Here is a 22,040-nt window from a genome sequence, read left to right as displayed (position 1 = left end):
GACGATGGCTGAGAACCTCACGGTGTCCCTCGTCGCGGCCGACCGCACGGTCTGGTCCGGCGAGGCCACCATGGTCATCGCCCGCACGGTGGAGGGGGACGTCGGCGTGCTGCGCGGTCACGCGCCGATGCTCTCCCTGCTCACCGACGCGGTCGTCGAGATCGCGGAGGCCGACGGCGACGTCGTCATCGCCGTGGTCGACGGTGGGTTCCTCTCGGTCGCCGGCGACCGGGTCTCGATCCTCTCCGAGCGGGCCGTGCTCGCCTCGGAGGTCGACGTCGACCAGGCTCGCGCCGAGCTCGAGGAGGCCCGCGGGCTCCTCGGCTCCGGGGGCGAGGCCGAGCACCGCGTGCGCCGCGCCGAGGCTCGGATCCGCGCCGTCGAGCGCGCGCGCTGACCCGGCGTACCGCTCCCGCACGACCCCGTTCCACCGCTGCTCCACCCCCGCACCACACCTGCGGGATCGCTGCACGACCCGGCACCGGGCACCCCGTCGCCGCCCGCTAGGGTGACGACACTTCCGAGGGAGAGGGGACCCGATGCCGGTGTGGCAGTGGCTGCTCGACGCAGCCGGTCTGCTGCTCCTGCTCGTCCTGCTCTACGGGGCCGCGCTCATCGTGCGCCGCCGGGTGCTGTCCCGTCACGGGGGCACCTTCGAGCTCAGCCACCGCGTCCGGTCCGAGAGGGCCGGACGCGGTTGGGTTCTCGGCCTCGGTCGCTACTCCGGCGAGACGCTGGAGTGGTTCCGGATCTTCTCGCTCTCCCCGCGCCCGAAGCGGACCTGGGAGCGCGAGCGGCTCGCCTACGACGGCCGCCGCGAGCCCGAGGCCCCCGAGCAGATGTCGCTCTACCCCGAGCACCTCGTCATCTCCTGCCAGACCCGTGAGGGCGAGGTCGAGCTGGCGATGAGCCCCGCCTCGCTGACCGGCTTCCAGGCCTGGCTCGAGGCCCGCCCCCCTGGCACCGACTGGACCCGTGGCTGACACCTCCGCCCCTCCTGCCCCCGCGCTGCTGCGCACCCGCAACGCCGTGGGCCTCACCTTCGGCCTCAACGGTCTCCTCTTCGCCAGCCTGGTCTCGCGGCTGCCGGACATCCGCGCCCGCCTCGACCTCGACAACGGCGCCCTCGGCCTGCTGCTGCTGGCGATCTCGATCGGCTCGATCCTCGCGCTGCCGGCCACCGGTCGACTGATCGGGCGGTACGGCGCGGCGCGGGTCGTGCGCGCCGGCGTCGTCGCTTGCGCGGTCGGCCTCTCGGGAGCCGGCGTCGCCGCCGGTGTGCTCGGGTCGGTGCCGGCCACGGCAGGGGCGTTCTTCGTCTACGGCATCGGCATCGGCGTGTGGGACGTCGCGATGAACGTCGAGGGCGCCGAGGTCGAGCGGCGCCTGGCCCGCACGGTGATGCCGCGCTTCCACGCCGGCTGGTCCCTCGGCTCGATCGCCGGCGCCGGCATCGGGATCCCGCTGACCGCCGTGTCGCTCCCGATGCCCGTCCACCTCGCCGCGGGCTGCGTCGTCGCGCTGCTGGTCGTCTGGTGGGCCGCGGCGACGTTCCTGCCGCCCGAGCCCGCGGTCGAGCACTCCGAGCGGCCACGGTCGGCCTGGACCGAGCCGCGGCTGCTGGCGATCGGCCTGATGGTGCTGGCGTTCGCCGTCGCCGAGGGCGCCGCGAACGACTGGCTCACGCTCGCGCTCATCGACGGGTACGCCGTCGAGCACTGGGTCGGCGTCGCCGGGTTCGCGCTGTTCGTCACGGCGATGACCGGCGGGCGGCTGCTCGGCCCGGTCGTGCTCGACCGGTTCGGCCGCGCACCGACGCTGTGGGCCAGCTGTGCCGCGGCCTGCGCCGGCATCCTGCTGACCGTCCTCGGCGGTCACGTCGTGCTGGTCGCCCTCGGGATCCTGGTGTGGGGCCTCGGCTCCTCGCTGGGCTTCCCGGTCGGCATGAGCGCCGCGGCCGACGACCCGGGGCGCGCGGCGGCTCGGGTGAGCGTGGTCTCGACCATCGGGTACGGCGCGTTCCTCGCCGGTCCGCCGCTGCTGGGCCTGCTGGGCGACCACGTCGGCACGCTCGACGCCCTGCTGGTCGTCGCCGCGCTCATGGTGCCGGCCGCCGCCGCCGTCCTGGCGGCGCGACCGCGGGTGCCGGGCGCCCCGTCCGTGCGGGAACCGGCGTGACGACCCGGCACCGCGTGGTCATCACCTACTGCACGCAGTGCCGCTGGCTGCTGCGGGCGCAGTGGTACCAGGGGGAGCTGCTCACCACGTTCGCCGACGAGCTCGCCGAGGTCGCCCTCGCGCCGGCCACCGGCGGGGTCTTCCGCATCGACGTCGACGGCGAGCCGGTCTGGAACCGCAAGCGCGACGGCGGCTTCCCCGAGGTCACCGAGCTCAAGCGGCGCGTGCGCGACCTGGTCGCTCCCGGCCGGTCGCTGGGGCACGCCGACCGGCCGGCCGGCCCCGACGGCGACTAGTCAGCGCGGCCCCGATCCCCGCCCGGCACCCACAGCACGTCGCCCTGGTGGCGGTTCGCGTGGCGGGCGAGGATGAAGAGCAGGTCGGAGAGGCGGTTGAGGTAGGTGATCGCCAGCTTGTTCATCGACTCGGCGTGCTGCTCGAAGGCGGACCACGCCGACCGCTCGGCACGGCGCACGACGGTGCGCGCGACGTGCAGGTGGGCGGCGCCCTCGGTGCCGCCGTTGAGGATGAAGGAGCGCAGGGCCGGCAGCTCCTCGTTGTAGTGGTCGCACCAGCCCTCGAGCCGGTCGACGTAGTCCTGCTCGATGCGCAGCGGCGGGTACTCCGGGTCCGGCACGACCGGCGTGCAGAAGTCGGCGCCCACGTCGAAGAGGTCGTTCTGGACGTGGGTGAGCACCGCGACGACGTCCTCGTCCAGCCCACCGCGGACGACGGCCAGCCCGAGGTGGGCGTTGGCCTCGTCGACGTCGGCATAGGCGTGCAGCCGCAGGTCGTTCTTCGTCGTGAGGCTCATGTCGCCGAGACGGGTCTCGCCGCCGTCGCCGGTCCGGGTGTAGATCCGCGTCAGGTTGACCATGACCGCGAGGCTAGCGATCGGGTCCGCGGCTACCGTCGGGCGCATGGACCGACGGGCGTACGCCGCCGTGCTGGCGCTGCCGGGGCTCGCGCTCGGCGTGGTCGGCCTCTTCCACCCGCACTCGCTGTCCTACGCGACCGCGGACCGGTGGTTCACGCTGCACCTGCCCGGGCTGCTGGTCTTCCCGCTGGTCGGGGTGGCGCTGGCCGCCGTCGTGGGGCGTCGGACCGACCCGGTCGCGTGGGTGGTGCGGCTGGCGGCGTACACCTATGCGACCTGCTACACCGCGCTCGACGTGGTGAGCGGCATCGCCGCCGGGTGGGTGACGCGGGAGCTCGGGCCGGGGGTGCCGCGCCCCGACGAGGTCCGGCTGCTGTTCCGCCTCGGCACCCCGCTCGGCGAGGTCGGCTCGTGGGCGCTGCTGGCGACCGTGGTCGTGCTGCTCGCCGACCAGCTGCGGCGCCAGGGCGTCCGGGCGGCCGGGGGAGTGCTGCTCCTGCCCGGCGCCTGGCTGGTGCACACCGACCACATCTTCGCCCCGGGCGGCGTCGCGGGGACCGTGCTTCTCGGGCTCGGGACCGCCGCGCTGGTGCTCGCCCGCCCCCCGAGGCACGTCCCCGAGCAGCCCGCTCCCGCCCTGACTGGTTGAAGAAGCCACGACCGACACGCGGATTCCACCCCTAGGGAGGCAACCGGAACGGCCGTCCCGGCGTCACTATGGGTAGAAGAGTGACGCAGCGCACGCTTCCCGGGCGTTCTCAGGCGGTCCGGGGGTCGGGAGAAGAGGCGGAATGGACATCGTGGCCGACGGGCCCACGCTCGTGCTGAGCGGTGACTTCGACGTGCGCAGCACGCCGGAGGCGCGCGACGCGATCTATGACCACCTCGCGGGGCACGACGAGGTGGTGCTCGACCTCACCGAGGTCGGCGCCGTCGACCTCACCGCGCTGAAGCTGCTCGCGGTGGCCACGCTGGTCGCGACCCGCGACGGCCACCACCTCATGCTCCGCGGGTGCGGGCCGTCCGTGCGGCGGATGCTCCACCTGTCCCGGCTGCGCGCCGTGGTGGAGCTCGAGCGCGAGGTCGTCGGAGCCTGAGGCCAGTGCCCCGACGGCGCGGCGTCCGGCGTGTCGGCCATCCCACACGTCCGGCCGGTTACCAACCGGTATCGCGCGGCCTACCCTTCGGTCCATGACCGAGAAGGATCGCCCCTGGGTGATGCGGACGTACGCCGGCCACTCGACCGCCGAGGCGTCCAACGCGCTCTACCGCTCGAACCTCGCGAAGGGGCAGACCGGGCTCTCGGTCGCCTTCGACCTGCCGACGCAGACCGGCTACGACCCCGACTCCGTGATGGCCCGCGGCGAGGTCGGCAAGGTCGGCGTGCCGGTGCCGCACCTGGGCGAGATGCGGAAGCTGTTCGACTCCATCCCGCTGACGGAGATGAACACCTCGATGACCATCAACGCCACGGCCATGTGGCTGCTGGCGATGTACCAGGTCGTCGCCGAGGAGCAGGCGGGCGTGCCCGAGGGGAGGGCGACGCCGGAGGAGGTCGCCGCGCTGCTGGCCGGCACCACCCAGAACGACATCATCAAGGAGTACCTCTCGCGCGGGACCTACGTGTTCCCGCCCGAGCACTCCCTGCGGCTGATCGCCGACATGATCGCCTACACGGTCCACCAGATCCCGAAGTGGAACCCGATCAACATCTGCAGCTACCACCTGCAGGAGGCCGGCGCGACGCCGACGCAGGAGCTGGCGTACGCGCTGTGCACCGCGATCGCGGTGCTCGACCAGGTCAAGGCCTCGGGCCAGGTCTCCGAGGACGACTTCGAGAAGGTCGTCGGCCGGATCTCGTTCTTCGTCAACGCCGGCGTGCGGTTCGTCGAGGAGATGTGCAAGATGCGCGCCTTCGTCGAGCTGTGGGACGAGATCACCCGTGAGCGCTACGGCGTCCAGGACCCGAAGATGCGCCGGTTCCGCTACGGCGTGCAGGTCAACTCGCTCGGTCTCACCGAGGCGCAGCCGGAGAACAACGTCCAGCGGATCGTGCTCGAGATGCTCGGCGTCACCCTGTCCAAGGACGCCCGCGCCCGCGCGATCCAGCTGCCGGCGTGGAACGAGGCGCTCGGCCTGCCCCGCCCGTGGGACCAGCAGTGGTCGCTCCGGCTCCAGCAGGTGCTGGCCTTCGAGTCCGACCTGCTGGAGTACGACGACATCTTCGCCGGCTCGACGGTGGTCGAGGCCAAGGTCGCCGAGCTGGTCGCGGGCGCCAAGGCCGAGATCGACCGGGTCCAGGCCATGGGCGGCGCGATCGCCGCGGTGGAGTCGGGCTACATGAAGCAGGAGCTGGTCTCCGCCCACGCCGCCCGCCGCGCCCGCATCGAGGCCGGCGACGAGATCATCGTCGGGGTCAACAAGTTCGAGACCACCGAGCCGTCCCCGCTGACCGCCGACCTCGACGGCGCGATCATGACCGCCGACCCGCAGGCCGAGGCCTCCGCCGTCGCCTCGGTCGAGGCGTGGAAGGCCGAGCGCGACGAGGACGAGGTCGCCCGCGCGCTGGCCGCCCTCGCCGAGGCCGCCAAGACCGACCAGAACCTCATGCTGCCCACGCTGGCCGCCGCCCGCGCCGGCGCGACGACCGGCGAGTGGGCCGGCACGCTGCGCGAGGTGTTCGGCGAGTTCCGTGCGCCCACCGGCGTCTCCGGTGCGGTCGTCGCGGCCTCCGCCGGGCAGGCCGGTGCCGAGCTCTCCGCCGTGCGCGAGCGCGTCCGGGCGACGGGCGAGGAGCTCGGCGGCCGGCTGCGTCTGCTCGTCGGCAAGCCCGGCCTCGACGGCCACAGCAACGGCGCCGAGCAGGTCGCCGTGCGGGCCCGCGACGCCGGCTTCGAGGTGATCTACCAGGGCATCCGCCTCACGCCCCAGCAGATCGTGTCGGCCGCCGTCGCCGAGGACGTCCACTGCGTGGGCCTCTCGATCCTGTCCGGCTCGCACATGGAGCTCGTCCCCGCGGTGCTCGACGGGCTCCGCGAGGCCGGCATGTCCGACGTCCCGGTCATCGTCGGCGGCATCATCCCCGAGTCCGACGGCCGCCGGCTCGTCGAGGCCGGCGTCGCCGCCGTCTACACCCCCAAGGACTTCGGCCTCACCGAGATCATGGGCGGCATCGTCGACGTCATCCGCAAGGCCAACGGGCTCGACTGAGCCGAGGAGCGGGGGTAGTAACGGTCGAGAACGTCCGTCACGGTGTCCTCGACGGACGTTTCTGACCGTTACTACCCCGACCGGGGCGGGCTGGGCACGCCTTGGTGGCTCAACCAGCGGGGGTGAGGCGGTCGAGGAGGGACAGGGCGTCGTGGGGGGCGTAGCCCTTGGCGTCGTTGTCGAAGTAGACGAAGACGTCGCCGTGCTCGGCCCAGGCCCGGCACTTCGCGGCCCAGCGGTCGAGGGCGGCGGGGGAGTAGCCGCTGGCGTACAGCTCGGTGTCGCCGTGCAGCCGGACGTAGACGTGGTCGGCCGTGACCTGCTCGGGCATGGGGAAGCGGCGGGCGGTGTCGGCGACGACGCAGGCGACGCCGTGCCGGCGCATCAGGTCGAAGGCCTCGTCGGTGCACCACGTCTCGCTGCGGAACTCCAGCGCGTGCCGCAGTGGCCGGTCGGCGTCGGTCACGGTGAGCGCGCGGTCCTCGGGCACCTTCTCGTCGTGCCCGGCCGCCAGCGCCGCGGCCTCGGTCGTCGTGCGCGGCAGGCGGGAGAAGAAGTCGTCGACGAGCCCCGCGTCGAAGGTGAGCCGCTCGGGCAGCTGCCAGAGGAAAGGGCCGAGCTTCGGGCCCAGCGCGAGGACGCCGGAGGCGAAGAAGTTGGCCAGCGCGGCGTCCACGTCGCGCAGCCGCTTGAGGTGCGTGATGTAGCGGCCGCCCTTGACCGCGAAGACGAAGTCGTCCGGGGTCTGGTCCCGCCACGCGGCGTACGACGTGGGGCGCTGGAGGGAGTAGAAGGAGCCGTTGACCTCGATCGAGGTCATCCGCTCGGCGGCGTACGCGAGCTCGCGGCGCTGCACCAGCCCGGTCGGGTAGAAGTCGCCGCGCCAGCCGCGGTAGGTCCACCCCGAGATGCCGACCCGGATCCGTCCCATGCGGGAGCGGTGCCCGCGGTGGCCGGTGACCACACCGCGGGACGTGACCGGGAAAAAGGGAAGGCTCACCTAAGTCGCTGCTACAGTCCCTGACGTGGGCAAGTCCGAGGGCAAGAAGGACAAGGCGAAGGTCAAGGCCAAGAAGGCCGGGACCGGCGCCGACGCCGCCGCGATCCGCGAGAAGCCGCGCAAGCTCCCCAAGCGCGAGTGCTGCGAGTCCAAGACCAAGTGCGGCCGCTGCCCGCTGCGCATGCTCAAGGAGGGCACGCTGCCCGAGGGCTACACCGTCAAGAAGCGCAAGCTGGTCCGGGTCGACGGGGGCAAGGTCACCAAGAAGGACCTGAGTAGGGTCGCCTGATGGTCGCCCCCCGCTTCGTCGAGCAGCTCAACGCCCAGATCGGCCACGAGCTGGCCGCCCACAACCAGTACCTCGCGATCGCGGTGCACTACGACGCGCTGACGATGCCGCAGATGGCCGCGTTCTTCTACGCCCAGGCGCTCGAGGAGCGCGACCACGCGATGATGATGGTGCAGTACCTCCTCGACACCGACGCCGACGCGGTCGTCCCCGGGGTCGACGCGCCGGTCTCCGGCTTCGACGGCGTGGTGGCTCCCGTCGCGTTGGCGCTGGAGCAGGAGAAGCGGGTCACCGAGCAGATCGGGTCGCTGCTGCGCACGGCGCGCGAGGAGCACGACTTCGCCTCCGAGCAGTTCCTCCAGTGGTTCATCAAGGAGCAGGTGGAGGAGGTCGCCACGATGAGCGACCTGCTCGCCGTGGTGAAGCGCAACGCCGACGACATCGACGACATCGAGGACTACGTCGCCCGCGAGCAGGGCGGCGGCGAGACCGACCCGACCGCCCCGCGCATCGCCGGCGCCTGATCCGCGCAGCGTGATCGTGGGAGCCTGATCGCCGGCGGTCCGGTCGGCGCCCTGCCACACTGTGCCCCGTGGCACGGGTCATCGTGGTCGGGGCGGGCGTCAGCGGGCTGAGCTGCGCGGTCCGCCTGCTCGAGGCGGGCCACCGGGTCGACGTGGTCGCGCGCGACCTGCCGCTGGAGACGACCTCGGCGGTCGCGGCCGCGATCTGGTACCCCTACCGGGCCCTGCCGCAGGACCGCGTGACCGCCTGGTCGCGCACGACGTACGACGCCCTCGCCCGGCTCGCCGAGCAGGACGGGACCGGGGTGCGGATGCTGCCCGGCACCGAGGTGCACGCAACCGCCCAGCCCGACCCCTGGTGGCTGCCCGCCGTGCCCGGCCTGGAGCGGACCGACCAGGTCCCGGCCGGCTGGGCCACCGGCTGGACCTTCACGACGCCGGTGGTCGAGATGCCGACGTACCTGCGGTGGCTGACCACCCGGGTGGAGTCGCTCGGCGGCACGCTCACCCGGCTGAACCTGCGCGACATGCCGCCCGGTGGCGACGTCGTCGTCGACTGCGCGGGCATCGGCGCCCGGCTGCTGGCGGCCGACCTGTCGGTGGTGCCGGTGCGCGGGCAGGTGCTCCACCTCGAGCAGGTCGGCCTGGACCGGTGGTGGCTGGACGGCGGAGGCAGTGGAGACAGCGGGGACGGCGGAGCCCGCCCGCCGACGTACGTCGTCCCGCGCACCGCCGACATCGTCGTCGGCGGCACCGACGAGGAGGGCGACTGGAGCCGGACCCCGTCCCCGGCAGCGGCGGCCGACATCCTCGAGCGCGCGACGCGGCTGGTGCCGGCGCTGACCGGCGCCCGGGTGCTGCGGCACCGGGTCGGCCTGCGTCCGGCCCGGCCCGCGGTGCGGGTCGAGCGCGTCGACAGGGTCGTGCACTGCTACGGCCACGGCGGAGCGGGCGTGACGTTGAGCTGGGGCTGCGCGGACGAGGTGGTGCGTCTTGTCGGTACTTCGTCCGCCGGTGGGGCCGCGAAGCCCTAGAGTTCCGGGCATGGGACCGGGGGAGGCGGGTGCTGCCGGCGACCCCCGGCTCTTCGCGGGCGTCTTCGAGGCCTCCCCGGACGCCATCGTCGTCACCGACGACCGCGGCACCGTCGTGGCCGCGAACTCGCGCTGCGAGGCCGTGTTCGGGCTCGCGCCCGACGACCTGGTCGGCAGCCCGGTGGAGACCCTGGTCCCCAAGGCCGCGCGGGCGGGCCACCCCGACCGGCGCGACCGGTTCGCCCGCGCGCACGGCCAACGGCCGATGGGGCTGCTCCAGCTCGCCGCGGTCCGGGCGGACGGCTCGGAGTTCCCGGCCGAGATCTCGCTGGCGCGCATCGACGTCGACGGCACGGCGTACGTCTGTGCCACCGTCCGGGACGTCACCGAGCGCCGCCGGCAGGAGCGGCAGTTCCGCGAGCTGATCGAGGCCGCGCCGGACCCGACCGTCATCGTCGACGCCGACGGTGTCGTGGTGATGAGCAACCGGCAGGTCGACCGGGTCTTCGGCTACGAGCCCGGTGAGCTGGTCGGCTGCCCGGTCGAGCGGCTGGTGCCCGAGCGGTTCCGGCACGGGCACGTCGCCCAGCGCGCGGGGTACGTCGCCGCGCCGGTGGTGCGTGGGATGGGCCAGGGCCGCGAGCTGTACGCCGTGCACCGTGACGGCACCGAGTTCCCCGTCGAGATCTCGCTGTCGCCGATCGAGACCGACGACGGCACGCTCGTCGCGGCGGCCGTCCGCGACGTGAGCGAGCGGCGGCGGATCCAGGAGACGGCCGACCGGATCCGCGAGGAGTTCCTCGCGACCGTCTCCCACGAGCTGCGGACCCCGCTCACCTCGATCGTCGGCTACGCCGAGCTGCTGGGCGACCTCGCCGAGGAGGAGCTCGGCCCGCAGGCCCGGCGGATGCTGGCGGTGATCGACCGCAACGCCCGGCGCGAGCTCCGGCTGGTCAACGACCTGCTGACGCTCGCGCAGATGCAGGTGGAGGAGATCGAGGTCGTCCGCGCGCCGGTCGACCTCGCGGAGGTCGTGCGTGCCGCGGTCGAGGACGCCCGGCTCGCCGCCCGCAGCCGTGGCGTGCGCGTGGTCGTCGAGGCGCGGCCGGACGAGGAGCTCGTCGTGCTCGGCGACGCCGGCCGTCTGGGGCAGGTCGTCGGCAACCTGCTGGGCAACGCGGTGAAGTTCACGCCGCCCGGTGGGAGCGTGGTGCTGACCGTCCAGCGGGCCGGCGCCGGGGAGGCCGAGCTGCGCGTCGACGACACCGGGGCCGGCATGAGCGCCGAGGAGGTCGAGCAGGTCTTCGACCGGCTCTACCGCGCGCCGTCGGCCGTCCGCGACCAGGTCCCCGGCGCCGGCCTGGGGCTGCCGATCGCCCGCGCCGTCGTCGAGGCGCACGGCGGCACCATCGAGGTCCGCTCGGAGCCCGGCGTGGGGACGACCGTGGTCGTCAGGATGGCGGCAGCAGCCCGCTGAGGGCCCGCTCCCGGCGGCGGGCGACCGCCACCGCGATGGGGGTGCCGACGAGCAGGCCGACCGCCGTGCCGAGGACCACGCCCCAGCCGTCGAGGGGCACCACCGCATCGCCGACCACGGCGAGCACCGCGACCGCGACGAGCACGATCGACGCGAGCACCACCCGGTGGACCAGCTCGCCGAGGAACAGCCGGCTGAACGACGCGTCCACGGCCCGTGCGCCGGGTCCGTCCAGCGGCAGGACCTGCACGACCGCGGAGGTCTCGATCGCCCCGTAGACGTGCGGGAAGGTCTCGGTCGTCCCCGGCGCGGGTTCCTCGACGACCGGCGCCGAGAGCCGGTCGGTGTCGACGACCAGGAGCACCAGCGGCTCCGACGCGCCGGCGTACCACCGCTCGCGGACGGCCTGCCACTGGTCGGCCCGGCTGGCGTGGATGAACCCCTCCTCGGCCAGCGTGACGCCGTACGTCGAGGTGGTGTAGCGGCCGGTGCGGGTCGCCTCCTGCCAGTCCGCGAGCGTCGCGATGTGGAAGATGCGCATCCGCGGGCCCGGGGGGCTCAGAAGAGCCGGTGGCTGGGGTCGTCGAGCCCGCGCAGGGCGTCGTAGTCGACCACCGCGCAGGCGATGCCGCGGTCGGTGGCGAGCACGCGGGCCTGCGGCTTGATCTCCTGCGCGGCGAAGATGCCGCGGACGGGGGAGAGCAGCGGGTCGCGGTTGAGCAGCTCGAGGTAGCGGGTGAGCTGCTCGACGCCGTCGATCTCGCCGCGCCGCTTGATCTCCACCGCGACGCTGGCGCCCTCGGCGTCGCGGCACATCAGGTCGACCGGGCCGATCGCGGTCGGGAACTCCCGCCGGACGAGCGTCAGACCGGGCTGGAGCGTCGCCGGGTGCTCGGCGAGCAGCTCCTGGAGGTGCTTCTCGACGCCGTCCTTCTGCAGGCCCGGGTCGACGCCGAGCTCGTGGACGGACTCGTGGAGCACCTCGTCGATGAGGATCCGCAGGGTGTCGTCGGACTTGGGGTTGGTGACCGTCCACTCGATGCGGCCGTCCTCGGCGGTGCCCTCGCGCAGGGCGCACGGCGGGGACATCCAGTTCAGCGGCTTGTAGGAGCCGCCGTCGGAGTGCACGAGCACCGAGCCGTCGGCCTTGATCATCAGCACCCGGGTGGCCATCGGGAGGTGGGCCGTGAGCCGTCCCGCGTAGTCGACCTGGCAGCGCGCAACGACGAGTCTCACGGGCGGGCAATCTACCCGTCGCCGAGACCCTTGCGGCGCGCCCGTCCCTGGGGTTGAGTGCTGGGGCATGACGACCGCGCCGCTGCCGATGGCCGAGACGACCCACGGAGGCTGGCTGGGTGAGGTCGAGGAGTCGATCAACGCCGCCTTCGACCCGGTCGCGAGCGCGGTCACCAGCGTCGTCTTCTGGGAGGTGCCGCTAGGGGAGTACTCCTTCCCGCTGATCGTGCTGTGGCTCGTCGCGGCGGCGGCGGTGTTCACCGTCTACTTCCGCGGCATCCAGTTCCGCGGGGTCGGCACCTCGATCGCCCTGGTCCGCGGGAAGTACTCCCGCGCCAGCGACCCGGGCGAGGTCACGCACTTCCAGGCGCTCACCTCGGCGGTCTCCGGCACGGTGGGGCTCGGCAACATCGCCGGCGTCGGCGCGGCGGTGACGATCGGCGGACCCGGCGCGACGTTCTGGATGATCCTGGCCGGCCTGCTCGGCATGTGCACCAAGTTCGTCGAGTGCACGCTCGGCGTGAAGTACCGCGAGGTGCACGAGGACGGCACCATCACCGGCGGGCCGTTCCGCTACCTTCCGGTCGCCTTCGAGCGCTTCGGCGCGGGCGTCTCGCGGGCCCTCACCCTGGTCTTCGCCGTCGCGCTGTTCTTCTTCGGTGCGGTCGGCGGCAACATGTTCCAGGCCAACCAGACCTTCGCGCAGGCGCAGGAGGTGACCGGCGGCGAGGACGGCTTCCTCGGCTCGGCCGGGTCGGCGCTGGTCTTCGGGATCGTGCTCGCGCTGCTGGTCGGTGCGGTGATCCTCGGCGGCATCACCAGCATCGGCGTGGTCACCTCCCGGCTGGTGCCGATGATGGCCCTCATCTACGTCGGCGCCTGCCTGCTCGTCATCGGCAGCAACGCCGACCGCATCGGCGCGGCGGTCGGCGAGATCGTCTCCGGCGCGTTCGCGCCGGAGGGGGTCGCGGGCGGGGCGATCGGCGTGCTGATCGTCGGCTTCCAGCGCGCCGCCTTCTCCAACGAGGCGGGTGTCGGCTCGGCGCCGATCGCGCACTCCGCGGTCAAGACCCGCCACCCGGTCAGCGAGGGCTTCGTCGCCCTCCTGGAGCCGTTCATCGACACGGTCGTGATCTGCACGATGACCGCGCTGACGATCGTCATCGCCGACACCGCCTACTACTCCGAGCAGCGCGAGGTGGTCGCGGGCGGCGGCGCCGTGCCCGACGGCGTGCTCGTCACCTCCGACGCGTTCGAGACGTTCCTGCCGTCGTTCCCGGTCATCCTCGCGATCGCGGTCGCGCTGTTCGCCTTCTCGACGCTGATCACGTGGAGCTACTACTCGATGAAGGCGTGGACGACGCTGTTCGGTCGCACGCCGACCAGCGAGCTGATCTTCAAGGCGCTCTTCTGCGTCTTCACCGTCATCGGCACGGTGATCTCCTTCGGCTCGGTCGTCGACTTCGCCGACGCGATGCTCTTCGTCTGCGCGGTCGTCAACCTGCTCGCCTGCTACCTGCTGCTGCCGCGGGTGCGCGAGGAGCTGCGCGACTTCCGCGCGGGGCTCCGGTCCGGCGCCATCACCGAGGTGCCGGCCGACGAGCGGGCGCACTGACGGGGGCCGGGGTGGCGGGCGGCCGTCGCTCGCGGGCAGTGTGACGAGCGCCTCGTCCGGCCTCCGTTCGAGGGGTTACCAGCCGGTAGCACTCATGCCATAGTCCCGGCATGACGACGAACGAGCAGATCGCCCGGACGCTGGTCCTCCCGTACCTCAACCACGCGGTCCGGATGTTCGAGTCCGGTTACGCCTCGGCCGCCGACATCGACGCCGGCATGCGCTTCGGCTGCGGCTACCCGCAGGGTCCGCTGGCGACCGTCGACGAGCTGGGCGCCGCCACGGTGCGCGACCAGCTCGCCGCGCGGTACGCCGAGACCAGCGACCCGCTGCACCAGCCCGCCGACCTCCTCGAGAAGCTCGCCGCGGACGGCACGACCCTCGCCGAGGCGGCCCAGGGCGGCGAGCAGGCCGAGCCGCAGCTGCGCCACGAGATCGCCACGGTCGGCGTCGTCGGCACCGGCACCATGGCCTCCGGCATCGCCCAGGTCTTCGCGTCGAAGGGGTACGACGTCGTCTACGTCGGCCGCTCGGAGGAGAAGGTCGCCGGTGTGCGGGCCGTCATCGCGACGTCGCTGGACCGCCTGGTCAGCAAGGGCAAGCTCGAGGAGTCAGAGAAGGACGCCGTCCTCGCCCGCCTGACCGGGGCCACCTCGCGCGAGTCGCTGGCCACGGCCGACCTCGTCGTCGAGGCGATCGCCGAGGAGCTGGAGCTCAAGAAGGAGCTCTTCGCCGACCTCGACCGGATCTGCATGCCGGGCGCGATCCTCGCGACCACCACCTCCAGCCTGCCGATCGCCGCCTGCGCCGCAGCCACGTCGCGCCCCGAGTCGGTCATCGGCATGCACTTCTTCAACCCCGCGCCGGTCATGAAGCTCGTCGAGGTCGTCACCACCGAGCAGACCGGCGCCGACGTCGACGAGGCCGTCCGGGCGCTCTGCGCCGAGGTCGGCAAGGTCGCGGTCTCCTGCGGCGACCGCGCCGGCTTCATCGTCAACTGCCTGCTCTTCCCCTACCTCAATGACGCGGTCAAGCTGCACGAGTCGGGCGCCGCCTCGCTCGAGGAGATCGACACCGCGATCAAGGAGGAGGCGGGCTTCCCCATGGGGCCCTTCCAGCTCCTCGACGTCGTCGGCAACGACGTGTCGCTGGCGATCGAGCAGGAGCTGCACGCGGAGTTCGGCCACGACGGCTTCGCTCCCGCGGCGATGCTGGAGAAGGTCGTCGCCAACGGTCACCTCGGTCGCAAGACCGGGCGGGGCTTCCACGACTACGCGCGCTGAGGTGGGGTGGGCGTACCACCAATAGGTGGTACGCACCACCTTCTGGGCCGATGCATCGCCCCAGAAGGTGGTGCGGAGGCGCAGAACCTCCCGGCTCCGGGGTTACCCGGGGTGGGTATCAGCGTCCCAAGTTCACTTGGGATGTGCGCACTACTCGGCCATCGCGATGGCCGAGAAGCGGCAGGAATGGCCGAGGAGTGGCGCGGCGGAGGGCCGAGCGGCGGCGGCGAGCCGTGCGGCTGGAGCGCCGGCACTCGCACGGGTCCGTAGGCTGGACCCATGGGAGAGCTGCTGGTCATCCTCGCACTCATCGCGCTGGTGCTCGTCGCCGTCGGGGTGTCGAGCCGGCGCAAGCAGGCGCGTGAGCTCGAGCGGCAGCAGGCCGAGCTCGAGCCGGTCAAGAAGCTGGCGTTCGAGGACATCACCGCCCTCGGCGTCGAGCTGCAGGCCCTCGACGCCGACCTGGCGGGCCAGCCGCTGGACGCGGGCGCGAATGCCGACTACCAGCGCGCGCTCGACTCCTACGAGGCCGCCAAGACCGCAGGCGACCGGCTGACGAAGCCCGAGGAGATCAAGCACGTCACCGAGATCCTCGAGGACGGGCGGTACGCCATGGCGTGCGTGCGCGCGCGGGTGGCCGGCGAGCCGCCCCCGGCGCGCCGCCCGCTGTGCTTCTTCGACCCGCGGCACGGCCTGTCGGTCGAGGACGTGCCCTACACCCCGCCCGGCGGCACCCGGCGCGACGTACCGGCCTGCGAGCTCGACGCCGAGCGGGTCAAGGTCGGCGCGGCCCCCGACATCCGCCAGGTGATGGTCGGCTCGCAGCGCGTGCCCTACTGGCAGGGCGGTCGCGCCTACCAGCCGTACGCCGCGGGCTACTTCGGCAGCTATGCCGCCATGGACTTCATGTTCATGGGCCTGATGTTCGGCGCGTTCGGCGGCTTCGACGCCTTCGGGGAGATCGGCGAGGGCCTGGGTGAGGGCCTCGGGTCGATCGGCGACGGCATCGGCGACATGTTCGACGGCTTCGACTTCTGACGCCGGTGGTGCGACTGCCGGCGCTCGTCGTCGCCCTGCTCTCCATCGTCCTGCTGGCTGGACCGGCCGCGAGCGACGGGCCTCTGGAGATCGAGCCGCTGCCGGTCGGCACGCACGCGGACTACCAGCTCGGCGGCGTGCGCCCGGTGCCGGCGAGCGTCGGGATCGTCGTGCGCGACCGTCGAGCGGAGCCGGCGGGCCGCTACGACGTCTGCTACGTCAACGCCTTCCAGACCCAGCCCGGCGAGCGGCGCTTCTGGCGCGAGCGGAGGCACCTGGTGCTCCGCGAGGGCGGCAGGCCGGTCACCGACGAGGCCTGGGGTGAGTGGCTGCTCGACCTGCGGACCCCCGCCAAGCGCCGGGCGCTCGCGCGGGTCGTGGGCCGCTGGGTCGACCGCTGCGCGAAGGACGGCTACGAGGCGGTGGAGTACGACAACCTCGACTCGTTCACCCGCAGCCGCGGCCTGCTCCGGCGACGCCAGGCGCTCGCCTACGCACGGCTCGTCGTGGCCGAGGCGCACGAGGCCGGGCTCGCCGCCGCCCAGAAGAACCTCGCGGGCTACGACGGCACGAAGGTCGGCTTCGACTTCGCGGTGGCCGAGGAGTGCGGGCGCTACCGCGAGTGCGGCGCGTACGCCGCGGCGTACGGCCGTCGGGTCGTCGCGGTGGAGTACCGCAAGCAGGACTTCCGCCGCGCCTGCCGGCACTGGGGCGTGCGGCTGCCGGTCGTGCTGCGCGACCTCGCGGTGAGCCCGACGGGCGTGCGCCGCTTCTGCTGAGGCCTCAGGCGCCGGCGGCCTGGCGGGCCCGGTAGGCCGCGACGGCGTTGCGGTTGCCGCAGGCGGTCGAGCAGAACCGACGCGAGCGGTTGCGCGACAGGTCGAGCACGACCGCCTCGCAGTCGTCGTCGGCGCAGACGCCCAGCCGGGAGAGCTCGTCGGCGCGGATGACGTCGATCATCGCCATCGCGGCCTCGACGGAGATGCGGGTGGGCAGCGGCGCGTCGGAGACGACGGCGTGCAGGTGCCAGTCGAAGCGGTCGTGGCGCACCAGCTGGGGGAGCGCACGCGCCTCGGCGAGCATCGTGTTGACCAGGTCGGCGGCGGTGTCGCGGTCGGCGGTGAGCAGACGGCGTAGCACCGGCCGCAGTGCCCGGACCTCGTCGAGCTCCGCGCGGGTCCGGTCGCGCCGGCCGGTGAACTCGAACCGCTCGTAGAACGCGTCGAGGTCCGCCACCGTCTGCAGGGTGTCCGGCGGCTCGGCGGTGTTGGCCAGCGTCACGGCGGCCAGCAGCGACTGCTCGGTGTCATGGGCGAAGACCACGTTGACAGATTACCAGCCGGCTCGTACTGTCATGACCCATGAGCACGATGGCTGATGACGCCCGGGTGGTCGTCGCGGGTCCGCGGACGGCGAGCGGGCTGGCGTTCGCGTTGGCGTCGGCGCTCAGCTTCGGCCTCTCCGGCGCGCTGGCGAGCGGCCTGCTCGACGCGGGCTGGTCGGCCGGCGCGACCGTGCTCGTGCGGGTCGGCCTGGCCGCGGTCGTCGTGCTGCCGCTGGGCCTGTGGGCGCTCGACGGGCGGTGGGACGTGCTGCGGCGCAACGCCGGCATGGTCATCCTCTACGGCCTGCTCGCCGTCGCCGGCGCGCAGTTCTGCTACTTCTCCGCGGTCCAGCACATGCAGGTCGGCCCGGCGCTGCTGATCGAGTACACCGCGCCGGCCGCCGTGGTCGTGTGGCTCTGGCTCCGGCACGGGCAGCGGCCCGGGCCGATCACGCTGGCGGGCGCCGGGCTCGCGGCCCTCGGCCTGGTGCTCGTCCTCGACCTGCTCTCGGGCGCCGACCTGAGCCCGGTGGGCGTCGCGTGGGCGCTGGCCGCGATGGTCGGCGCGGCGTCGTACTTCCTCATCTCGGCCGACACCTCGACCGGCCTGCCGCCGCTGGCGCTGGCCGCGGGCGGGCTCGTCGTCGGCTCGACGGCGCTGGGCGTGCTCGGGCTGGTCGGTGTGCTGCCGATGCGGGCCAGCACGGCCGTGGTGTCGTACGCCGACCTCGAGGTCAGCTGGTGGGTGCCGCTCGTCGTGCTCGGCCTGGTCACCGCGGCGATCGCCTACTGCACGGGGATCGCGGCCGGACGGCGCCTCGGCTCCCGGCTGGCGTCGTTCGTGGCGCTGCTCGAGGTGGTCGCGGGTGTCGTCTTCGCCTGGCTGCTGCTCGACGAGCTGCCGCGGACGATCCAGCTGGTCGGCGGGCTGCTCGTGCTGGCCGGCGTCGTCGGTGTGAAGCTGGGCGAGCGGCAGACGGCCCGGGGCGAGCCGACACCCGCCTGAGTCAGCCCTCCAGCCGCAGCCCGAGCCACCCGGCGAGCGACGCGAGCTCGGCATCGACCGCGGCCGCGGTCGCGCCGTCGTACGGCTCGTCCTCGTGGACCGCGTGGACGACCAGCTCACCGGCCCCGGGGTCGGCCGTGGCGTCGACCTTGCCGACCAGCCGGTCGCCGACGAGCACGGGCAGCGCCCAGTAACCCCAGCGGCGTTGAGCGGCCGGCTTGTACATCTCCAGCTGGTAGTCGAACTCGAACAGCTCCGCCATCCGCTTGCGGTCGAACACCAGGCGGTCCAGTGGGCTGAGCAGCGCGGCGCGGCCGGCGAACGGGTCGTCGAGGCGGTCGAGCTGGGCGGCATCGACCTGCCACGTGCCGCGCACGCCCTCGACGCGCGCGGGTGTGCCGGCCGGCCCCACGTCGTTCGGCTCACCGGGCGCGGTCGCCGCCCTCGCGCGGGCGATGCCGAGCGCGGCCAGCCGGCGCTCGCCGCGCAGCCGACGGGCCTCGTCCACCGGGACCGGCGGGTCGTCCGGGTAGACCCGTGCGGCGAGGTCCCACAGCCGCTCGCGACCCTCCCGCCCGGCGACCGCGACCTCGCCCCGCCGGACCAGGAGCACCAGGAGCCGCTCGACGTTCTTGCCGTTGTTCCACCCGCTGGAGCGCCACGGACGGACGCAGGTGTCCGGCAGCTCGCGCGCCGGCAGCGGCCCGTCGGTGCGCAGCAGCTCGAGCACGTCGCGTCGGCAGCCGTCGTTGTCGGCCAGCCACTGCACCCGGTCGACCTCCCACGCCTGCGGGTCCGGGCCGGGCCAGGACGCCATCTCGGCGCGGTGGAGCGCCAGGTCCTCGGCCGGCCGCAGCATGCCGTCCAGCTCGACCAGCGCCTGGCCGTCCAGGGCGTCCTGCAGGTCGGCGACGTCGTACGACGCGCCGATCCTGCTCCACAGCACCAGGTCCGCGCTCGGGGCGACCGCGCGGGTCTGGTCGTGCTGGAGGAGGCCGAGGTGGCGGACCACCTCGAGCACGTGGGTCGGACGAGGTACATCGAGCAGCTGGGCCCGCACCGCGACCCGTCGGGCCTGCCCCCGGGTCAGCAGCACCTCCGACCTGGCCACGACGTACCCCCTCGTGCCGCCGCTAGCGGGACGAGGTCAGGCCTGGTCCTCGGCGAACCCGGCGACCACGTCGCGCAGCGAGGCCAGCTGGGCGACGATCGCGTCGCGGCGCTTGGTGAGCCGGTCGAGCTCGGCACGCACCGCGGCGGCCTCGCGCTCGGCCTCGGCCTGGCCGGTCGAGGTGATCGACTCGGCCTGGGTGCGCGCCGAGGCCACGATCTGCTCGGCCTCCCGCCGGACCCGGGCGAGGAGTGCCTCGGACTCCGACTGCGCGGTCGCGCGGTGCTCGGCGGCCTGCTTCGTGGCGGCGCGGGCCCGCTCCTCGGCGGCCGCAGCCCGCGACTCCGCCTCCTCGACCAGGCGGCGCGTCTCCGCGGTGGCGCTGTTGTGATGATCGGTCGCCTCGCGGGCGAGCCGCTCCTTCTCCACCGCCAGCGCGCGGCGGGCCTCCTGGACCTCGCGGTCGGCGGCGGCGCGGGCCTGCTCGACCTCGCGCTGGGCCGAGGTGCGCATCTCGGTGGTCTCCTGCTGCGCGGCGAGCCGGAGCTGGTCGGCCTCGCGGCGCGCGGAGGCGAGCAGGTCCTCGGCCTCGCCCCGGGCCAGCGAGCGCTCCTGCTCGGCGTCGGCGACCGAGCGGCTGCGCATCTCGTCGAGCTCCTTGAGCTGCACCATCCGCATGTCCTCGGCCTCGCGCGCGGCGTCGGCCCGGATCGCCTTGGCGTCGCGGCTCGCCTGCTCGAGGATCTCGGCGGCGTCGCGGCTCGCGATCGCGCGGATCTCGTCGGCCTCCTCCTCGGCCAGCCGCAGCATCGCCGACGCGCGGCCGCCCAGGCCGGCGTACGACGGCTGCTCGTACTCGCGCAGCTCCTCGCGGGCCGCGGCCAGCTGCTGCTCGAGGTCGGTCGTGCGCCGCTCCGCCTCCGCCACGCGCGAGGTCAGCGTGGCGTGGTCGGCGAGCAGGCCGCGGAAGCGCTGGTCGACCGCGTCGCGGTCGTAGCCGCCGCGGCGGACCACGGGGAAGTCGGGTGCGGCGGCAGCCGGCGGCGGCGTCACGGGCCGGCCGGCCGCGGGGCGGGCCACGGCCGGGCGCTGCTGCGTGCGCTGGGTCGCCGACTCGGCCTGCTGGGCCGCGGGCCGGGCGGGCGACGGGGCGGGCGGCTGGACCGCCGGAGGCACCGTCGGCATGACCTGGGTCGCCTCGTCGTCGGTCGGCTCGACGTCTGCGGGCTCGCGCTCCGGGTCGTTGTTGAAGATGGACAGACCCTGGTCGCTCATCAGCTACATCCTTCACGTCGATCGCGGCGGTGACCCGAGTGCCCATCTTCCACGATCGACCTGAGAGTTCCCACCTGGGTCGGAGGCGCGTCGCCGAGCGACTTCTCCGTGTCCTGCGGCGGATTCGGCGGGGGGTGGGGAGATGCACGACGCCCCGCCGACCGGGTGGTCGGCGGGGCGTCGTACGGGTGGAGCGTGAGGATCAGACGCCGCGGAAGCGGTTGATCGCGGTCTCGTGCTTCGCGCGCTTCTCGGTGTCGCGGACGCCGAGGCCCTCCTCGGGGGCGAGGCAGAGCACGCCGACCTTGCCCTGGTGCTTGTTGTGGTGCACGTCGAGGGCTGCCTGCCCGACCTCGTCGAGGGTGTAGGTCTTGGACAGGGTGGGGTGGATCTTGCCCTGGGCGATGAGGCGGTTGGCCTCGTAAGCCTCGCGGTAGTTGGCGAAGTGGCTGGACACGATGCGCTTGAGGTTCATCCACAGGTAGCGGTTGTCGTACTCGTGCAGGTAGCCGGTGGTCGAGGCGCAGGTGGTGATGGTGCCGCCCTTGCGGGTGACGTAGACGCTGGCGCCGAAGGTCTCGCGGCCGGGGTGCTCGAAGACGATGTCGATGTCCTCGCCGCCGGTGAGCTCGCGGATCCGCTTGCCCAGGCGCTGCCACTCCTTGGGATTCTGCTGGGTGCCCTCGTCGTTCCAGAACTTCCAGTTCTCCTCGGAGCGGTTGATGACCATCTCGGCGCCCATGGAGCGCACGATCTTCGCCTTCTCCTCGTTGGAGACCACGCAGATCGGATTGGCGCCGCCATTGAGGGCGTACTGGGTCGCGAAGCCGCCCAGGCCGCCGGAGGCGCCCCAGATCAGCACGTTGTCGCCCTGCTTCATCTGCCCGGCGTTCTTGGAGACCAGCTGGCGGTAGGCGGTGGCGTTGACCAGGCCGGGGGAGGCGGCCTCCTCCCAGGTGAGGTGGTCGGGCTTGTCCAGCAGCTGGTTGGACTTGACCAGCGCGATGTGGGCCAGGCCGCCGAAGTTGGTCTCGAAGCCCCAGATGCGCTGCTGTGGGTCCATCATCGTGTCGTCGTGGCCGGCGGGGTCCTCGAGCTCGACCGAGAGGCAGTGGGCCACCACCTCGGCGCCGGGCTTCCACTTGGTCACGCCCGGGCCGGTCTTGAGCACGACGCCGGCCAGGTCGGATCCGACCACGTGGTAGGGCAGGTCGTGGCGCTTGGTGAGCTCGGAGAGGCGGCCGTAGCGCTCGAGGAAGCCGAAGGTGGAGACCGGCTCGAAGATCGAGGTCCACACGGTGTTGTAGTTGATGGCCGAGGCCATCACGGCGACGAGCGCCTCGCCGGGGCCGAGCTCGGGGAGGGCGACCTCCTCGACGTGCAGCGACTTTCGCGGGTCCTTGTCGCGCGAGGCCAGGCCCTCGAACATGTCCACCTCGTCCTTGCGGACGGTGGCGGCGCGGTAGGACTCGGGCAGCGGCAGGTTCGCGAAGTCCTCGCTGGCGGTGTCGCCGGCGAGGATGGCGTCCAAGATGTTCTGCACGGGTGCGGTCTCCTCAGGGA

The 22,040-nt window shown here is 73.2% G+C and carries 24 protein-coding genes; 16 read left to right on the top strand and 8 right to left on the bottom strand.

Annotation, left to right across the window (positions count from 1 at the left end):
- The first annotated feature begins 4 nt into the window (after positions 1–4).
- The 4 genes from H7344_RS10460 to H7344_RS10445 all read left to right on the top strand — a co-directional run bounded on the left by H7344_RS10460 (position 5) and on the right by H7344_RS10445 (position 2,474).
- Positions 5–397, top strand: coding sequence for a F0F1 ATP synthase subunit epsilon (locus H7344_RS10460; protein WP_186345984.1), 393 nt, complete (start codon positions 5–7; stop codon positions 395–397).
- A gap of 142 nt (positions 398–539) precedes the next feature.
- On the top strand, positions 540–983 hold the full coding sequence (locus tag H7344_RS10455) for a DUF2550 domain-containing protein (protein WP_186345983.1): 444 nt from the start codon (positions 540–542) through the stop codon (positions 981–983).
- Positions 976–2,178 carry an MFS transporter gene (locus tag H7344_RS10450; RefSeq protein WP_186345982.1) on the top strand — a complete coding sequence of 401 codons (1,203 nt, stop codon included), beginning with the start codon at positions 976–978 and terminating at the stop codon, positions 2,176–2,178. Before H7344_RS10455 ends, H7344_RS10450 begins: the two co-directional genes overlap by 8 nt.
- Positions 2,175–2,474 carry a SelT/SelW/SelH family protein gene (locus tag H7344_RS10445; protein ID WP_186345981.1) on the top strand — a complete coding sequence of 100 codons (300 nt, stop codon included), beginning with the start codon at positions 2,175–2,177 and terminating at the stop codon, positions 2,472–2,474. The genes H7344_RS10450 and H7344_RS10445 overlap by 4 nt, the downstream gene beginning before the upstream one ends.
- Here H7344_RS10445 and H7344_RS10440 read toward each other — a convergent pair.
- Positions 2,471–3,055 (bottom strand): cob(I)yrinic acid a,c-diamide adenosyltransferase, encoded by a 585-nt coding sequence (locus H7344_RS10440; protein WP_186345980.1) that lies wholly within the window; start codon positions 3,053–3,055, stop codon positions 2,471–2,473. The genes H7344_RS10445 and H7344_RS10440 overlap by 4 nt on opposite strands.
- A 43-nt stretch (positions 3,056–3,098) precedes the next feature.
- Between H7344_RS10440 and H7344_RS10435 the strand changes: the two genes are divergently transcribed.
- The 3 genes from H7344_RS10435 (at position 3,099) to H7344_RS10425 (ending at position 6,265) form a co-directional block, all read left to right on the top strand.
- On the top strand, positions 3,099–3,704 hold the full coding sequence (locus tag H7344_RS10435) for a hypothetical protein (protein WP_186345979.1): 606 nt from the start codon (positions 3,099–3,101) through the stop codon (positions 3,702–3,704).
- 142 nt (positions 3,705–3,846) lie between these two features.
- A complete protein-coding gene (locus H7344_RS10430) occupies positions 3,847–4,152 on the top strand; it encodes an STAS domain-containing protein (RefSeq protein WP_186345978.1) in 306 nt (101 codons plus the stop codon).
- A 94-nt stretch (positions 4,153–4,246) separates the two neighbouring features.
- Positions 4,247–6,265 carry a protein meaA gene (locus tag H7344_RS10425; RefSeq protein WP_186345977.1) on the top strand — a complete coding sequence of 673 codons (2,019 nt, stop codon included), beginning with the start codon at positions 4,247–4,249 and terminating at the stop codon, positions 6,263–6,265.
- Between the two features lie 109 nt (positions 6,266–6,374).
- On the opposite strand, the gene H7344_RS10420 is transcribed toward H7344_RS10425, so the two are convergent.
- Complete coding sequence (locus H7344_RS10420; protein WP_229707136.1) at positions 6,375–7,265, bottom strand: DUF72 domain-containing protein; 891 nt, start codon at positions 7,263–7,265, stop codon at positions 6,375–6,377.
- A 25-nt stretch (positions 7,266–7,290) separates the two neighbouring features.
- On the opposite strand from H7344_RS10420, the gene H7344_RS10415 reads away from it, so the two are divergent.
- The 4 genes from H7344_RS10415 (at position 7,291) to H7344_RS10400 (ending at position 10,589) form a co-directional block, all read left to right on the top strand.
- A complete protein-coding gene (locus tag H7344_RS10415) occupies positions 7,291–7,554 on the top strand; it encodes a hypothetical protein (protein ID WP_222130580.1) in 264 nt (87 codons plus the stop codon).
- A complete protein-coding gene (locus tag H7344_RS10410; RefSeq protein ID WP_186345976.1) occupies positions 7,554–8,078 on the top strand; it encodes a ferritin in 525 nt (174 codons plus the stop codon). The genes H7344_RS10415 and H7344_RS10410 overlap by 1 nt, the downstream gene beginning before the upstream one ends.
- A 68-nt stretch (positions 8,079–8,146) precedes the next feature.
- Positions 8,147–9,112 (top strand): FAD-dependent oxidoreductase, encoded by a 966-nt coding sequence (locus H7344_RS10405; protein WP_186345975.1) that lies wholly within the window; start codon positions 8,147–8,149, stop codon positions 9,110–9,112.
- A 10-nt stretch (positions 9,113–9,122) separates the two neighbouring features.
- A complete protein-coding gene (locus H7344_RS10400; RefSeq protein WP_186345974.1) occupies positions 9,123–10,589 on the top strand; it encodes a PAS domain-containing sensor histidine kinase in 1,467 nt (488 codons plus the stop codon).
- Here the strand turns inward: H7344_RS10400 and H7344_RS10395 are convergent.
- Both H7344_RS10395 and nucS read right to left on the bottom strand, forming a co-directional pair.
- Positions 10,564–11,130, bottom strand: coding sequence for a DUF952 domain-containing protein (locus tag H7344_RS10395; protein WP_186345973.1), 567 nt, complete (start codon positions 11,128–11,130; stop codon positions 10,564–10,566). The genes H7344_RS10400 and H7344_RS10395 overlap by 26 nt on opposite strands.
- A gap of 17 nt (positions 11,131–11,147) precedes the next feature.
- Entirely contained in the window at positions 11,148–11,825 is a 678-nt protein-coding gene (nucS, locus tag H7344_RS10390; RefSeq protein ID WP_186345972.1) for an endonuclease NucS, read from the bottom strand.
- Between the two features lie 67 nt (positions 11,826–11,892).
- Here nucS and H7344_RS10385 point away from each other — a divergent pair, with 67 nt between their 5' ends.
- From H7344_RS10385 to H7344_RS10370, 4 genes are all read left to right on the top strand, one after another.
- Positions 11,893–13,440, top strand: a complete 1,548-nt coding sequence (locus H7344_RS10385) for an alanine/glycine:cation symporter family protein (RefSeq protein WP_186345971.1) — start codon at positions 11,893–11,895, stop codon at positions 13,438–13,440.
- A 110-nt stretch (positions 13,441–13,550) separates the two neighbouring features.
- A complete protein-coding gene (locus H7344_RS10380) occupies positions 13,551–14,723 on the top strand; it encodes a 3-hydroxyacyl-CoA dehydrogenase NAD-binding domain-containing protein (RefSeq protein ID WP_186345970.1) in 1,173 nt (390 codons plus the stop codon).
- 279 nt (positions 14,724–15,002) lie between these two features.
- Complete coding sequence (locus H7344_RS10375; protein WP_186345969.1) at positions 15,003–15,761, top strand: hypothetical protein; 759 nt, start codon at positions 15,003–15,005, stop codon at positions 15,759–15,761.
- A 5-nt stretch (positions 15,762–15,766) separates the two neighbouring features.
- Positions 15,767–16,540: an endo alpha-1,4 polygalactosaminidase gene (locus H7344_RS10370; protein WP_222130514.1), complete on the top strand. Its 774-nt coding sequence runs from the start codon at positions 15,767–15,769 to the stop codon at positions 16,538–16,540.
- Positions 16,541–16,544: 4 nt separating this feature from the next.
- Here the strand turns inward: H7344_RS10370 and H7344_RS10365 are convergent, their stop codons facing one another.
- A complete protein-coding gene (locus H7344_RS10365; protein ID WP_186345968.1) occupies positions 16,545–17,084 on the bottom strand; it encodes a CGNR zinc finger domain-containing protein in 540 nt (179 codons plus the stop codon).
- Positions 17,085–17,122: 38 nt separating this feature from the next.
- Here H7344_RS10365 and H7344_RS10360 point away from each other — a divergent pair, with 38 nt between their 5' ends.
- Entirely contained in the window at positions 17,123–18,091 is a 969-nt protein-coding gene (locus tag H7344_RS10360) for an EamA family transporter (protein ID WP_186345967.1), read from the top strand.
- A gap of 1 nt (position 18,092) precedes the next feature.
- Here H7344_RS10360 and H7344_RS10355 read toward each other — a convergent pair whose 3' ends face one another.
- The 3 genes from H7344_RS10355 to ccrA all read right to left on the bottom strand — a co-directional run bounded on the left by H7344_RS10355 (position 18,093) and on the right by ccrA (position 22,020).
- Positions 18,093–19,202, bottom strand: coding sequence for a DNA glycosylase AlkZ-like family protein (locus H7344_RS10355; RefSeq protein ID WP_229707135.1), 1,110 nt, complete (start codon positions 19,200–19,202; stop codon positions 18,093–18,095).
- A gap of 36 nt (positions 19,203–19,238) precedes the next feature.
- Positions 19,239–20,477: a coiled-coil domain-containing protein gene (locus H7344_RS10350; protein WP_186345966.1), complete on the bottom strand. Its 1,239-nt coding sequence runs from the start codon at positions 20,475–20,477 to the stop codon at positions 19,239–19,241.
- A gap of 202 nt (positions 20,478–20,679) precedes the next feature.
- Entirely contained in the window at positions 20,680–22,020 is a 1,341-nt protein-coding gene (gene ccrA / locus H7344_RS10345) for a crotonyl-CoA carboxylase/reductase (protein WP_186345965.1), read from the bottom strand.
- Positions 22,021–22,040 lie beyond the last annotated feature (20 nt).

Origin of the sequence: Nocardioides deserti (assembly GCF_014266025.1) — a bacterium.
In the GTDB taxonomy this organism is placed as follows: Bacteria; Actinomycetota; Actinomycetes; order Propionibacteriales; family Nocardioidaceae; genus Nocardioides; species Nocardioides deserti.
The sequence above is the reverse complement of the archived record's forward strand: the minus strand, read 5'-3'. Positions and strand labels throughout refer to the sequence as shown.